This is a genomic window from Streptomyces sp. NPDC001843 (genome assembly GCF_042891955.1).
Lineage (GTDB): Bacteria > Actinomycetota > Actinomycetes > Streptomycetales > Streptomycetaceae > Streptomyces.
On record NZ_JBIATQ010000021.1, the window covers coordinates 1 to 13,405 of the forward strand.

12 protein-coding genes are annotated in these 13,405 nt (G+C 70.0%); 7 read left to right on the forward strand and 5 right to left on the reverse strand.

Features of this window, described 5'->3' with window-relative positions:
- Positions 1 to 230 precede the first annotated feature (230 nt).
- From ACFYZQ_RS35990 to ACFYZQ_RS36000, 3 genes are all read left to right on the forward strand, one after another.
- A complete protein-coding gene (locus ACFYZQ_RS35990; RefSeq protein ID WP_389157329.1) occupies positions 231 to 2,666 on the forward strand; it encodes a glycosyltransferase in 2,436 nt (811 codons plus the stop codon).
- Positions 2,667 to 2,826: 160 nt separating this feature from the next.
- Positions 2,827 to 3,177, forward strand: a complete 351-nt coding sequence (locus ACFYZQ_RS35995; RefSeq protein ID WP_389157331.1) for a hypothetical protein — start codon at positions 2,827 to 2,829, stop codon at positions 3,175 to 3,177.
- Positions 3,178 to 3,305: 128 nt separating this feature from the next.
- Positions 3,306 to 4,274, forward strand: a complete 969-nt coding sequence (locus ACFYZQ_RS36000; protein WP_389157334.1) for a glycosyltransferase family 2 protein — start codon at positions 3,306 to 3,308, stop codon at positions 4,272 to 4,274.
- 167 nt (positions 4,275 to 4,441) lie between these two features.
- Here ACFYZQ_RS36000 and ACFYZQ_RS36005 read toward each other — a convergent pair whose 3' ends face one another.
- The gene (locus tag ACFYZQ_RS36005; protein WP_389157336.1) at positions 4,442 to 5,296 is read right to left on the reverse strand and encodes a hypothetical protein; all 855 of its coding nucleotides are present in this window, start codon (positions 5,294 to 5,296) and stop codon (positions 4,442 to 4,444) included.
- Positions 5,293 to 5,859 carry a SigE family RNA polymerase sigma factor gene (locus ACFYZQ_RS36010; RefSeq protein WP_389157339.1) on the reverse strand — a complete coding sequence of 189 codons (567 nt, stop codon included), beginning with the start codon at positions 5,857 to 5,859 and terminating at the stop codon, positions 5,293 to 5,295. The genes ACFYZQ_RS36005 and ACFYZQ_RS36010 overlap by 4 nt, the downstream gene beginning before the upstream one ends.
- 231 nt (positions 5,860 to 6,090) lie before the next feature.
- Here ACFYZQ_RS36010 and ACFYZQ_RS36015 point away from each other — a divergent pair, with 231 nt between their 5' ends.
- Positions 6,091 to 7,542 (forward strand): NCS2 family permease, encoded by a 1,452-nt coding sequence (locus ACFYZQ_RS36015; RefSeq protein ID WP_389157342.1) that lies wholly within the window; start codon positions 6,091 to 6,093, stop codon positions 7,540 to 7,542.
- A gap of 58 nt (positions 7,543 to 7,600) precedes the next feature.
- Here ACFYZQ_RS36015 and ACFYZQ_RS36020 read toward each other — a convergent pair whose 3' ends face one another.
- From ACFYZQ_RS36020 to ACFYZQ_RS36030, 3 genes are all read right to left on the reverse strand, one after another.
- Positions 7,601 to 9,055, reverse strand: coding sequence for a peptidoglycan D,D-transpeptidase FtsI family protein (locus ACFYZQ_RS36020; RefSeq protein WP_389157345.1), 1,455 nt, complete (start codon positions 9,053 to 9,055; stop codon positions 7,601 to 7,603).
- An 85-nt stretch (positions 9,056 to 9,140) separates the two neighbouring features.
- Positions 9,141 to 9,614, reverse strand: a complete 474-nt coding sequence (locus tag ACFYZQ_RS36025) for a GNAT family N-acetyltransferase (protein WP_389157348.1) — start codon at positions 9,612 to 9,614, stop codon at positions 9,141 to 9,143.
- A gap of 2 nt (positions 9,615 to 9,616) precedes the next feature.
- A complete protein-coding gene (locus tag ACFYZQ_RS36030) occupies positions 9,617 to 10,390 on the reverse strand; it encodes an IclR family transcriptional regulator (protein ID WP_389157351.1) in 774 nt (257 codons plus the stop codon).
- Between the two features lie 135 nt (positions 10,391 to 10,525).
- On the opposite strand from ACFYZQ_RS36030, the gene ACFYZQ_RS36035 reads away from it, so the two are divergent.
- From ACFYZQ_RS36035 to ACFYZQ_RS36045, 3 genes are all read left to right on the forward strand, one after another.
- A complete protein-coding gene (locus tag ACFYZQ_RS36035) occupies positions 10,526 to 12,055 on the forward strand; it encodes an aldehyde dehydrogenase (NADP(+)) (RefSeq protein ID WP_389157354.1) in 1,530 nt (509 codons plus the stop codon).
- Between the two features lie 129 nt (positions 12,056 to 12,184).
- The gene (locus ACFYZQ_RS36040; RefSeq protein WP_389157356.1) at positions 12,185 to 12,793 is read left to right on the forward strand and encodes a DUF1349 domain-containing protein; all 609 of its coding nucleotides are present in this window, start codon (positions 12,185 to 12,187) and stop codon (positions 12,791 to 12,793) included.
- 45 nt (positions 12,794 to 12,838) lie between these two features.
- Positions 12,839 to 13,348 carry a GNAT family N-acetyltransferase gene (locus tag ACFYZQ_RS36045; protein WP_389157359.1) on the forward strand — a complete coding sequence of 170 codons (510 nt, stop codon included), beginning with the start codon at positions 12,839 to 12,841 and terminating at the stop codon, positions 13,346 to 13,348.
- The last annotated feature ends 57 nt before the right edge of the window (positions 13,349 to 13,405 follow it).

The window sequence follows — 13,405 nt, forward strand, 5'->3', positions numbered from 1 at the left end:
CACTGGTCACACTGGCGGCGACGCCACCAACACCGAGCCCGGATCAGCCATTACCGCCGCCGCGGCCACCGACCCCCGTAACTGCGGCTGCAGTACTAGGCGACACGGTCACCGGCGTCGGCAATGCCGCCGACGCCGGGCTTCACCACGCTGAGGGCCGCGCGGGTGATTGTTCTGACGGCGGTTCCACGGGAAAACCCTTTGCCCCGGCCGATCGGCATACTGTCCCAATGCGGATTGAGCAGAACATTCCCGCCTTGATCCACCAAACCTGGAAAGACACCGATGTGCCCCCGGAATGGGCGGCGTGGGCCGACTCCTGGCGTCGGCGCCATCCTGGCTGGGCATACCGTCTGTGGACCGACGCGGACAATCGCGCATTCCTCCAGGAACACTATCCGTGGTTCCTGCCCGTATATGACGGCTATCCAGAAGCGATCATGCGGGCCGACGCGATTCGCTATTTCCTGCTCGACCATTTCGGCGGGCTCTACGTCGATATGGACTTCGAGTGCCTCAGGCCCGTCGACGACCTCCTCGACGGGCGGGAACTCGTCCTCGGCTGCGAACCCGAGGCGCACACACGGCTGCTGCTGGCCCGCCAGCGCGGATTCGGCCGTATCGTCGGCAACGCCTTCATCGCGTCACGGCCGGCCCACCCCTTCTGGGCGCACGTGCACCAACAGCTGGTGGGCTCCCACAGATCGCCCAGCGCGCTCGACGCCACCGGCCCCTTCTTCCTCACCAGGGCGGTCGACAGCGCCCCGGATCCCGCCTCGGTCACGGTCCTCGGTCCGGAGGTCCTCTACCCCGAGGTGAGCCCGTACGCCGCAGAACTGTTCGGCCCTCAGAACGCCGACTACGAACGCGCCTACGCCGTGCACCACTGGTCCGGCAGCTGGGTGGCGGACGCTCCCGCGGGCGCACGGACCTCCGTGGGCGAGCGGACCCCCGCGGGCCCACGGCCGTCCGTCGGCAAACGGTTCCCGTTCTGGGCGAGCCAGGAGCTGCACCCCCTCGCCGACGGCACGCTCAGCCTCGATGCGCAACGCCGCCGCTGGGCCTCGGGCGCGCCCGCGCCGACGGTGTCATGCCTGATGGTGACCAAGGACCGCTCGTCGACGGCCCGTCGCGCGATCAGGTGCTTCCGCGCGCAGACCTACCCGAACCTGGAACTGGTCGTCGTCGAGGACGGCACGGACGACGCCCTCGAACGGCACATCCGCGAGCAGGGCGACCCCCGGATCCGGCACCACCGGCTCCCCCCGGAGGGGCGGACGCTGGGCGAGTTGCGCAACGAGGCGGTGGACCGGGCGACCGGGCCCTACGTGTGCCAGTGGGACGACGACGACCTGTACGACCCGGAGCGGGTCGAGACGCAGATGGCGGCGATTCTCGCGCTGGGAGCCGACGCCTGCTTCCTCGCCCGTGAACGGCTGTGGTGGCCCGCCAGGCGCAGGCTCGCGATCTCCTGCGCGCGCGTCTGGGAGGGGTCGATGGTGTGCGCCAAGGACCGGCTGCCGCGCTACCCGGCACTGCGCCGGGGCGAGGACACGCCGGTGGCGGAAGGGGTGGTCCGCGGCTGCCGGGTGGTGTCCGTCGACGCGCCCGAGCTGTACACCTATGTGTGTCACGGCAACAACACGTTCGACGAGTCCCATTTCGCGGAGCACTTCGACGTGGCGACCGAGATCTGGGCCGAACCCGGGGCCTACGCCGAGCGACTGCGGGCCATGGCGGCCCGGATGCCGATCGAGCCGAAGGACGTCGTCCATGCCGAGACGGGCCCCGCCGCCCTGGCCTGCGTCCAGGGACCGAGGACGACCGCAGAGCCGGCCCCGGGCCCCGCGAGCGAGCGGCCACGGGTGCTGGTGCTCACCCCCGCCAAGGACGCGGCCGCGTTCCTGCCCCGCTACCTGGAGAGCCTTCGCACCCTGGACTACCCACGCGAGTCGATCTCCCTGGGCCTGCTGGAGGGCGACAGCAGGGACACGACACGCGAGCTGCTCGGGCAGGTCCTGCCCGGTCTCCAGGCGGAGTACCGGCGGGTCACTGTGGTGCATCGCGACTTCGGCCTGCAGTTGGAGGGCGCCCGTTGGGAGCCGGGCGTTCAGCGCCGGCGCCGGTCGGTGCTGGCCAAGGCCCGCAACCACCTGCTCTCCCGGGCCCTTGTCGACGAGGAGTGGGTGCTGTGGCTCGACGTCGACGTCACCGACTACCCGGCCGACCTGATCCAGCGTCTCCTCGGAGCGCGCAAGGACATCGTCGTCCCGCACTGTGCCACCACGGCGGGCGGCCCCACGTACGACCTCAACACGTTCGTCCTCCACCGCAGGGCCGGCACGCTCAACTGGGCCCCATGGCTTCGCGACGGCATCCTGCAGCCCCCCAAGGGGTTCGGCCGGACCTACCTCGACGAGTTGCGTGGACAGGGGCTGGTCCGCGTCGACTCCGTGGGCGGCACGGCGCTGCTGGTGCGCGCCGACCTCCACCGCGACGGCCTGAACTTCCCGTGCTTCCCGTACCAGCACCTCATCGAGACCGAGGGCCTGGCCGCGATGGCCCGGGACATGGGCACCGCCTGCTGGGCCCTGCCCGACCTCGAAGTGCTGCACCCGCACCACGTCCCGGAGCCGGCGGGCGTCGGGGCCATGTCCCCGTCCTGACACCGACCGACCGACTCAGTCCGGCTCTCATCCCAACTCAATCACTCGGAGTAATATCTTTGACACGGAAAGTAAGCAAATCTTACGGTGGCGCCACTGCACCGGTCGCGGAACGCACCGGTCTCGCAGGGCACCCCACCCTCGACAGAGAGGCCCCACCGTGAAAGCCCGTGTCCTATCCTCGCTGGCCCTCCCCGCCGCACTGGCCACCGCCGGACTGCTGAACGGCGCAGAGGCGGCCTATGCCGCAGCCACCGCTTCGGACTCGCTCGCGCCGTCGGCGACCTCCGGGCACCAGGAGCAGGCGATGGGCGGCGTCGCCGTCACCCCCGGGTACGAGCACCCGTGCACGCCCATCGGCAACATGACCATCACCGACTACATCCACTGCTGCACGCCCATCGGCAACATGACCATCACCGGTTACCACCACCACTGCTGCGCACCCGTCGCCAACCTCACGTTCTGCGACTACGGGCACCACGGGCACTGGTTCCCCTTCGAGGGCTAGGGGGTGTCCGGCGGGTCCACTGCGACACGGCCGTGCAGCAGGACCTGAGGGGGGCCGCCGGCACCCGTCCTGTCCCTTTCCCGTTCCCGTTCCCGGTCCCGTTCTCGTTCCGAAGCGAAAGACGGCGCATGCCCCACAGATCCGATCCCGTGGTTTCGGTGGTCGTCCCGTGCCACGACTACGCCCGCTACCTGCCCGACGCCGTATCCAGCGTTCTCGCCCAGACATTCGAGGACTGGGAACTGGTCGTCGTCGACGACGGCAGCACCGACAACACGGTCGAGGTGACCGAGGGCCTGATCGCCCGCCACCCCGACCGGCGCATCAGACTGCTCCGACAGGCCAATGCCGGGGTCTCCGCCGCGCGCAACACCGGGATCGAGGCCGCCGCCGGCCGCTACATCCTGCCCCTGGACGCCGACGACATGATCGCGCCCACGATGCTGGAGAAGACCGTCGCGGCACTCGACAGCGATCCGCAGGTCGCCATCGCCTCGACCGACGTGTTCACCTTCACCGACGACGATCTTCCGCCACAGGTGATGCCCCTTCCGGCCTACAGCAGGGAACTGCTGCTCCAGCGACTGATCATGTTCTACTGCTCGCTGTACCGCCGTGAGGCGTGGCAGACCGTGGGCGGGTACGACGAGAAGATGCGGGCCGGAGAGGACTGGGACTTCTGGATCGGCTGTGCCGAGCACGGCTTCGACGCGTACCACATCCATGAACCGCTGTTCGGGGCGCGCAACAAGGACACCGGACTGCACGTGGAAGCCGCCGAGAACGACCTCGCCATCCGGGCCCGGATCGTGGCCAACCATCCCGACCTGTTCAAGCCGATCACCCGAGGCTGGGCACACGCCGTGCTGAGCCAGGACGCGGAAGCCTGCCTGCGGGACGAGAACGTGCCCGACGACATCCTCACGCGGGCCGCCGAGATGGACCAGTTCCTCGGCGCGGTGATGGCCCTGCAGAGGACCACGCGGGTGCAGTACTACCACATCCGGCGCCTGGAGCAGGCCCTGGCCGCTCACGGCGGAACGGTCAGCCCGCCCAGTCAGGGAAGGGAAGAGGCGCCGACGGCATCCGCCGTGTGACGGGTGACAGAGGAACGCCCCGCAGGTCGTCACCGGCGGGGCGTTCTCATGCCGACCGAGGGGGGCTCAGGCCGGCCGTACGGCCGAGGGGGGCTCAGGCCGCCACTTGTACAGACGCCGAAAACGAACACACGGTTGTCGAACACGTGGTTGTTTCTCGGCTCGGTTCAGGAGTCGCCGTCGCCCGAGCCGTGCGCCGCGAAATCGCCCTGCACGGCGTACTGCGCGCCGCCCGCGGTGCCCGTTGCGGTGTAGGTGTCGTCCTTCGCGTCCCGGCCGCCGCGCTCGTGGTCGTACTGACCGGCGAAGACCCACTGGCCCGCGGGGACCGTCCGGCCCTCCTTCAACACCCAGGTGTAGACGAGGAAGCCGTTCTTCTCCCGCACCGTCTGCGTGAAGTCGGCCTCCGGCAGGGAGCGCCAGGCGCCCGTGGTGGACACACCGCCCGTCTGCGCCACCTTCAACCGCACGGTCAGCGCGGTCAGCGGCTTCGACGTCTTGAGGGTGAGGTTGCTCTGGGCCCAGAAGTCGTTGCTGTGCGGGTCGACCGAGCCGTCCGACCACAACGGGCCGTCCTGCGTGCCCCGGGCGGTGGGCGCCCGAGTCGTGGCCGAGGCCTTCGGCGCCGGGGTCGCGGACGGACTCGCCCGGTGGGAGGGCGGTGCGGCGCGGCTCGAACCGGCCGTCGGGGCCGACGAGTGGACCGGCGGCCTCGACGTGGCGTCCGGTGACGGAGTGGGCGTCGGCGAGACCGCGACCGTCTGCTGTGCGGGGGCGTCGTCCTTCACGGCGGACGCCACCGCGTACCCGCCGACCGCGAGGACACCGGCCACCGCGGCCGTGGCGCCGACCACCCGGAACCAGCCGAACACCGGCGGGAGTGTCGCCCGGTGGCCGGTGCGGCCCCCGGCGGCCATGCCCCGCTCGATCCGGGCGAGCATCCGTGCCCGGTCGGGTTCGTGCGCCTCGGCCGCCGCGTGCAGCCGGGCGCGCAGCTCGTCGTGCACGTCCTGCTGCCTCATCGGTTCCTACCTCCGGTCTCGCCGCCGCGCGCCATGGCAGCGTGCACCTTCTGCGGAGCGCTCTCGCCGCCGAGCAACCGCTGCAGTTCGGCCATTCCCTTCGACGTCTGGCTCTTCACCGTACCCACCGACACCCCCAGGGCCAGCGCGGTGTCCTTCTCCGACAGGTCGAACGCGTGCCGCAGCACGACGCACGCCCGCTTGCGGAACGGCAGCCTGCGCAGCGCCCCCTGCACGTCCACCACGCCGGCCACGTCGGGGTTCTCGGTCTTCTCCTCGCGGTGCGACCAGAACAGCGCGATCCGGCGGCGCTCACGCACCGCGCTGCGGATGCGGGTACGGGCGAGGTTGGCGACGACACCCCGGGCGTAGGCCACCGGGTGATCGGCCGCGCGCACCCGGTCCCAGCGGTGCCACAGCGCCAGCAGCGCGTCCGCGGCCAGGTCGTCCGCGGCGTCCGACTCACCCGTCAGAAGGTGGGCGAGACGGGAGAGTTCCGCGTAGTGCCGTTCGAAGAAGGCGTGGAACTCCTCGGAGGCGGCGTCGTCGACGACTGTGCCCACGGGTACCTCTCTGTGCGTGTCATGTAAATGACATGTGGCTGACCGGGGGTGACCGGGACGAGACGGGGAAGCGTAGCAGCGGTCAACTGCGCGGCTCGTGCGGGGGGTCGAACGCCGTGTGACCGGTCGGCGCCCGATTCCGTAACACGGAGAAAACCTGGAAGAGGTTCAACGAGGGAACAATCCAGCCAGCATCCGCAGACCGCTCATCAGGCAACAGGGAGCAGCCCCATGTCCGAGACGCAGAAGGTGGCCGGCCGGCCGAGCGCCGCGCCACCCGCGGCGAACAGTGTCGACCGCTACTTCAGAATCTCCGAACGAGGGTCCACCCTCGGCCGGGAGATACGCGGCGGCTTCGCCACCTTCTTCACCATGGCCTACATCCTTGTCCTGAATCCGATCATCCTGGGCAGCGCCAAGGACAAGTTCGGCCACACGCTCGACACCGGCCAACTGGTCACCGCCACCGCCCTGGTGGCCTGTGTGATGACGATCATCATGGGTGTCGGCGGCAACCTCCCGCTCGCCATCGCCGCCGGCCTCGGTCTCAACGCGGTCGTCGCCTTCCAGCTCGCCCCGCTGATGAGCTGGGCCGACGCGATGGGCCTCGTCGTCCTCGAGGGCATCCTGATCTGCGTGCTGGTCCTCACCGGACTGCGCGAGGCGATCATGAACGCCATCCCGCAGCAGCTCAAGCAGGCCATCGGCGTCGGCATCGGCCTGTTCATCGCCTTCATCGGCTTCGTCGACGCCGGGTTCGTCAGCCGGATCCCCGACGCCGCGAACACCACCGTTCCCGTACAACTCGGCGCCGTCGGCCGGCTCACCGGCTGGCCGGTCCTGGTGTTCTGTCTCGGCGTACTGCTCACCATCGCGCTGCTCGCCCGCAAGGTGAAGGGCGCGATCCTGATCAGCATCGTCACCATGACGGTGCTCGCCATCGTCATCAACGCCGTAGCCGACATCAAGAGCTGGGGCCTGACCACCCCGAAGGTCCCCGACAAGATCGTGGCCGCCCCCGACTTCGGACTCGTCGGTCACTTCAGCCTGTTCGGCGGCTTCGCCAAGGCCGGGGTGCTCACCACGGTCATGCTGGTCTTCACCCTGATCCTGTCCGACTTCTTCGACGCCATGGGTACCATCGTCGGCATCAGCGCGGAGGCCGGACTGCTCGACGAGAAGGGTCAGGTGCCCGGCATCGGCCGCGTCCTCTTCATCGACGGCGCCGCCGCCGTGGCCGGCGGAATCGGCTCCGCCTCCTCCAACACCGCCTACATCGAGTCCGCGGCCGGCGTCGGCGAGGGCGCCCGCACCGGCTTCGCCAACCTGATCACCGGCGGCCTCTTCGGGCTCGCGCTCTTCCTCACCCCGCTGCTCACCATCGTCCCGCTCCAGGCCGCGGCGCCCGCCCTGATCGCGGTCGGCTTCCTGATGATGACGCACGTCAAGCACATCGACTGGGACAGGTACGAGATCGCCATCCCGGCCTTCCTCACCATCGCCGCGATGCCGTTCACGTACTCCATCACCGACGGCATCGGCGCGGGCTTCCTTGCCTACGTCCTCATCAAGTCGGTGCTGGGCAAGGCGAAGGAGGTCAACTGGCTGCTGTGGGGAGTCTCGGCACTGTTCCTGGTGTACTTCGCGATCGACCCGGTGGAGCAGATCCTGGGCGTCAAGTGAGACGAGGGGCGGTCCCCCGGGGGATCCGCCCCTCCGCCGAGCCGCCCCTTCGCGGGGCTCAGTTCTTCAGCGCCGCCTGCATCATCGCCTTCGCCACCGGTGCGGCCAGTCCGTTGCCGCTGACCTCCGACCGCGCCGCGTTCGACTGCTCCACCATCACCGCGACGGCGACCTCCTTGCCCGAGCCGGACTTGGCGAACGAGGTGAACCAGGCGAAGGGCGTCTTGCTGTTGTTCTCGCCGTGCTGGGCGGTACCGGTCTTGCCGCCCACGGTCACACCGGGGATCTTCGCGTTCGTACCGGTGCCCTGCTCCACGACCGTCCGCATGGCCGACTGAAGCTGCTCGGCCGTCGAGGAGCTGATGATCTCCTTGCTTTCCGCGCTGTCGTCGTAGTTCTTCAGCACGTCCCCGCCGCCGTCGGTGATCTGCGAGACCATGTGCGGCGAGACCAGCTTGCCGCCGTCGGCTATGGCGGCCGACACCATGGCCATCTGCAGCGGCGTGGCCGTGACGTCGAACTGGCCGATGCCCGATAGACCCGTCTGCGCCTTGTCCATGTTCGAGGGATACACGCTCGTGTACGCCCGCACCGGCACGTCGAGCTGGTCGTCGTTGAAGCCGAACTTCTCGGCCATCGCCTTCACCTTGTCCTGACCGAGGTCGACGGCCATCTTCCCGAACACGTTGTTGCAGGAGTACTGCAGGGCGACGCGTATCGGGGCGTTCTTGCAGGGCGCGGAGGCGCTCTCGTTGGCGAGCGGCCGGGTGGTGCCCGGCAGGGTGTACGGGTTCGGGCTGACGGTGTCCTGGTCCACGTTCTTGTACAGCCCGTCCTCCAGCGCGGCCGCCGCCACGACCAGCTTGAACGTCGAACCCGGCGGCAGCGGCTGGCGCAGCGCCCGGTTGGTCAACGGTTTGTCCGGATCGGCGTTGAGCTTCTTCCAGGCAATACCCGCGGTGTTGGCGTCGGTCAGCTCCGACGGGTCGTACGACGGTGTGGACACGGCCGCGAGGATCCTGCCGGTCTTCGGGTCGATCGCGATGGCGCCGCCCTTCTTGTCGCCGAGCGCGTCGTACGCCGCCTTCTGCACGTCGGGATCGATCGTGGTGATCACGTCGCCCGGGTCGGCGCGCTTGCCGGTGACGGTGTCCATGACGGTCTTGAGCCGGTTGTCCGTGCCGTTGAGCAGGTCCTGGTAGATGCCCTCCAACTGCGTCGGCGCATAGGCCTGCGAGGCGTAGCCCGTCACCGCCGCGTACAGCTTGCCGTCCTTGTACGTGCGCTTGTACGCGAGGTCGCTGCCCTTCGTGCGCGCCGAGCCGGTGATCGGGTCACCGGCCACGATGATGTTCCCGAGCGGCTCCGCGTAGGTCTCGATGACGTTGCGCCGGTTGTCCTTGCTGTCCGCGAGGCTCTTGCCGTCGTAGAACTGCAGCCATGTCGCCCTGATCAGCAGGGTGAGTACGAGCAGCAGCGCGAAGACGGAGGCCCGCCTGATCGTCTTGTTCATTCCGACCAGGAGGACGAGCGGGCGGGGACGATCGTTCCCTTCCGCCGGCATTCTCATCGGGCTCTCAGAAGGGAGCGGTGGCCTCTCAGGAGGAGAGCAGCAGGACGACCTCCTCGATCTCCTCGCCACGGGCGTTCGCGTACCCCAGGGCCCGTGCGCTCTCCCGGAACCCGCACTTCTCCAGCACCCGGAGCGAACCGGCGTTGTCCGCCGCCGCACGCGCGTACAGCGGGCGTTCCGGCACCTGGGAGAGCAGCTCCCGCAGGGCCGCCGTGGCCACGCCGTGCCCCCAGTACGCGCGGTCGATCCAGTACGTCACCTCGCGGGAGCCCGGCTGTCCGTACACCGCGGCGCTCCCCACCACGTCCCCGTCGGCCAGGACGGTCCGCACGAGGACGTCCGGCGAGGAGCGGATCTCCTTCCAGTAGGTGCCGAAGGAGGCGTGGTCGGCCGGGTTCTCCGGGGTGAAGGCGGCCATCCGTACCGCCTCCGGATCGTTCATCTGCCGGTAGAACACCGGCAGATCGCCGTCGTGTATCTCCCGGAGCGCGATGTCCATGGTCACAGCCTCCGGGTCGCCAGCGTCAGCCGGTCCCGGGCGTCGAACAGCGCGTCCTTGATCATCTGCTCGTGGGCGGGGGTCAGCCGGGCCACCGGCACCGAGCAGCTGATCGCGTCGCGCGCGGGGGTGCGGTAGGGGATCGCCACGCCGAAGCAGCGCAGGCCCAGGGTGTTCTCCTCGCGGTCGACGGCGAAGCCCTGCTCCCGGATCTGGTGCAGCTCCTCGATGAGCTTCTCCCGGTCGGTGATCGTGTGCTCGGTCAGCGCCGGCAGCGTCTCGGGCAGCAGCTTGCGCACCTGCTCGTCGGTGTGGGTGGCCAGCAGCGCCTTGCCCAGCGAGGTCGAGTGCGCCGGCAGCCGGCGGCCGACCCGGGTGAAGGGACGCAGGTAGTGCTGCGACTGCCGGGTGGCCAGGTACACGACGTTCGTGCCGTCCAGGCGGGCCAGGTGGATGGTCTCCGTGGTGTCGTCGGAGAGCCGGTCCAGCGTCGGCCGGGCCGAGGCGACCACCTCGTCACCGTCGATGTACGACGTGCCGACGAGCAGCGCCCGCACCCCGATGCCGTACCGCGTGCCCGTCGCGTCCGTCTCCACCCAGCCCAGTTCCACCAGCGTGCGAAGCAGCATGTAGAGACTGGACTTGGGATACCCGACGGCCTCCTGGACCGCCGCGAGGGAGTGCATACCGGGCCGGCCGGCGAAGTACTCGAGCAATTCCACCGTGCGCACAGCGGACTTGACCTGTGCCCCGCCGCCTGTCTCGACTGCCGACATCGCCCTTGACCCCTTCGTTGGACGGAGACCCCGATATATAGTCTCCGACAGCATATTCATCATCAGAGACGGTGTTCAGTATATCGAACGCCCCTGGTCGATGGCCTGGGAAAGCAATACTTGGAGGGACCTGCGGTGGCAGCAGCACCAGTCTGGAGTGTCGACCCGCGCACGGGGAAGCAGCGCGAGCAGGTTGCGGTGGAGGCCACAGCCGAAGAGGTCGACGCGGCCGTCAAGGCCGCGCAGGCGGCACGCGGAGCCCTCGCCGACCGCACGGTCCGCTCGGCGTTCCTGCGTGCCGCCGCCGCCGGTCTGGAGGCCGCCAAGGACTGGCTGGTGGAGACCGCCGACGCCGAGACCGCCCTCGGCCCGGTCCGGCTGACCGGCGAACTCGCCCGCACCTGCTACCAGCTGCGGGCCTTCGCGGACATCGTCGACGAGGGCGCCTTCCTCGACGTCATCATCAACCACCCCGACGACACCGCCACCCCGCCGATCCCGGACCTGCGCCGCTACAAGGTGCCCCTGGGCGTCGTCGCCGTCTACTCGGCGTCCAACTTCCCCTTCGCCTTCTCGGTCGCCGGCGGCGACACCGCGAGCGCGCTGGCCGCCGGCTGCCCCGTCGTCGTCAAGGCACACCCCGACCACCCCGGCCTGTCCGAGCTGGTCGCCAAGGTGCTGCGCCGGGCCGCCGTGGACAACGGCATCCCGGAAGGCGTCCTCGGCCTGGTCCACGGCTTCGAGGCGGGCATCGAGCTGATCAAGCACCCGCTGGTCGCCGCCGCGGGCTTCACCGGCTCCGTACGCGGTGGACGCGCCCTCTTCGACGCGGCGGCCGCCCGGCCGGTGCCGATCCCCTTCCACGGTGAGCTCGGCTCCCTCAACCCGGTGGTCGTCACCGAGGCCGCCGCCGCCGAGCGGGCCGAGGCCATCGGCGCCGGTCTCGCCGGGTCGATGACCCTGGGCGTCGGCCAGTTCTGCGTCAAGCCCGGCCTGGTGCTGGTGCCGTCCGGCGCGGCGGGCGACGGCCTGGTCAAGTCCCTCACCGACGCCGTCAGCGACACCGACGCCGGTGTGCTCCTCGACCACCGGATGCGGGACAACTTCCTCGCCGGCGTCGCCGAGCGGGCCGGGCTGGACGGCGTGGAGTCCCCGGTGACCCCCGGCGCGGGCGGCGAGCACACCGTCAGCGCGGGCTTCCTGACGGTGCCGGCGAGCAAGCTGGCCGAGGAGGGGGCGTACGACCTGCTCCTCGAGGAGTGCTTCGGGCCGGTCACCGTGGTGGTCCGGTACGACGACGAGGGCGAGGCGACGGCCGTCCTGTCCCGGCTGCCCGGCAACCTCACCGCGACGGTTCACCTCTCGGCGCAGGAGGCGGCGGGCGAGGGCCGGGGCGCTCAGCTCCTGGCCGAGGTGACGCCGCTGGCGGGGCGTGTGCTGGTCAATGGTTGGCCGACGGGGGTGGCGGTCGCGGCCGCGCAGCATCACGGTGGGCCGTACCCGGCGACCACTTCTACCTCGACCTCCGTCGGCGGTACGGCCATCGAGCGGTGGCTGCGGCCGGTTGTCTACCAGGGGGCGCCTCAGGCGCTGCTGCCGGCTGAGCTTCGCGACGACAATCCCCTGGGGCTTCCCCGGCGGTTCAACGGGGTGCTGGAGCGGTAGCGCCATAGGGGGTGCGGGATTTCGCGGACCGCGGGCCGTCTGTGGCTGGTCGCGCCCGCGCGGCGGAGCCGCACATCGATACAGCCCCGCGCCCCTAGGTGGGTTCAGTCGGCCCGTGACACATTGGTGATGGACATGGAACTTCCCGAACTGCCCTTTTCCCTGCGCACCTACGGCCCCGAAGGCAACTGGTCCTACGAGGACGGAGTCCTCACCGGGTGGGCCGGACCCCGGCAGGACCGGTTCGTGCCGCCCACCGGGGAGGCGTTGGAGCCGGCCTCCGACGCGCCCCGGCTGCTGGGGGCGCCCGAGGGGGACTTCCAGCTGATCGCGCGGGTCACCGTCGGGTTCGCCGGCGCCTTCGACGCGGGGGTGCTCTACGTCCATGTCGGTGAGCGGGCCTGGGCCAAGCTCTGCCTGGAGTACTCCCCGGACGTGCCCACCGTGTGCACGGTGGTCACCCGGGGACACTCCGACGACGCCAACTCCTTCACGGTGGACGGCAGTTCCGTCTGGCTCCGGATCAGCCGCACCGGCCGGGCCTTCGCCTTCCACGCGTCCCGGGACGGCGAGCGCTGGACGTTCGTACGGCTCTTCACACTGGGCGAGGAGAAGGAGACCGGCGCGGCGCTGGTCGGCTTCATGACCCAGTCGCCGATGGGCGAGGGCTGCGTGGTGACGTACGACCACATCGAGTTCAGGGACGGCTGGCCGGAAGACCTTCGGAACGGGAGCTGAGCCGGGCCGGGAACCGTGCTCGCCCCCGGGCACGTCCTCCGCTGCATGATCGAATCGCACCCGAACACCGACTCCCTGGTGATCAGGGCCGCCCTGCCCGCGGAGGCCGAGGCCATCGCCGAGCTGCACGTGCGGGCCAGGTCGACTTACTACCCGGACGGCCTGCCGGAGGACGGCTTCGACTGGGTGGCCCGATGGCGGCAGGCCATCGAGCGGCCCGACGGCCACGTACTGTGCGCGGTGCGGGACGGTCGGCTGGTGGGCATCGCCTCCTCGCGCACACCGGAGGAGGGCCCGGCGGAAGTGGTCAAGCTGTTCCAGTTCCACGTCGACCCCGACCACTGGCGCGCGGGCATCGGCACGGCCCTGCACGCCGCCTGCGTCGAGCAGTGGCAGGCCGACGGCAGACACAGCGCGATCCTCGACGTGCACGTGGACAACACCCGCGCCCAGGCCTTCTACGCCCGTCAGGGCTGGGTTCCGGACCCGGAGAACCCGCCCGCCGAGGGCGACCACCACCTGTACCTGCGGTACGCCGTACGGCCCGGGGAATGAAACCAAGCTGCTTGAACGTTCATGTACCGGCGCGGAGAGAGCCTCCGCACCGGTACG

Excerpts from the sequence above, each read along its gene's own strand:
- ACFYZQ_RS36040 (WP_389157356.1), top strand. The coding sequence starts at position 12,185 with ATGGACATGGAACTTCCCGAACTGCCCTTTTCCCTGCGCACCTACGGC.
- ACFYZQ_RS36045 (WP_389157359.1), top strand. The coding sequence starts at position 12,839 with ATGATCGAATCGCACCCGAACACCGACTCCCTGGTGATCAGGGCCGCC.
- ACFYZQ_RS36020 (WP_389157345.1), bottom strand. The coding sequence starts at position 9,055 with ATGAACAAGACGATCAGGCGGGCCTCCGTCTTCGCGCTGCTGCTCGTA.
- ACFYZQ_RS36015 (WP_389157342.1), top strand. The coding sequence starts at position 6,091 with ATGTCCGAGACGCAGAAGGTGGCCGGCCGGCCGAGCGCCGCGCCACCC.
- ACFYZQ_RS36005 (WP_389157336.1), bottom strand. The coding sequence starts at position 5,296 with ATGAGGCAGCAGGACGTGCACGACGAGCTGCGCGCCCGGCTGCACGCG.
- ACFYZQ_RS35990 (WP_389157329.1), top strand. The coding sequence starts at position 231 with ATGCGGATTGAGCAGAACATTCCCGCCTTGATCCACCAAACCTGGAAA.
- ACFYZQ_RS36025 (WP_389157348.1), bottom strand. The coding sequence starts at position 9,614 with ATGGACATCGCGCTCCGGGAGATACACGACGGCGATCTGCCGGTGTTC.
- ACFYZQ_RS36030 (WP_389157351.1), bottom strand. The coding sequence starts at position 10,390 with ATGTCGGCAGTCGAGACAGGCGGCGGGGCACAGGTCAAGTCCGCTGTG.
- ACFYZQ_RS36000 (WP_389157334.1), top strand. The coding sequence starts at position 3,306 with ATGCCCCACAGATCCGATCCCGTGGTTTCGGTGGTCGTCCCGTGCCAC.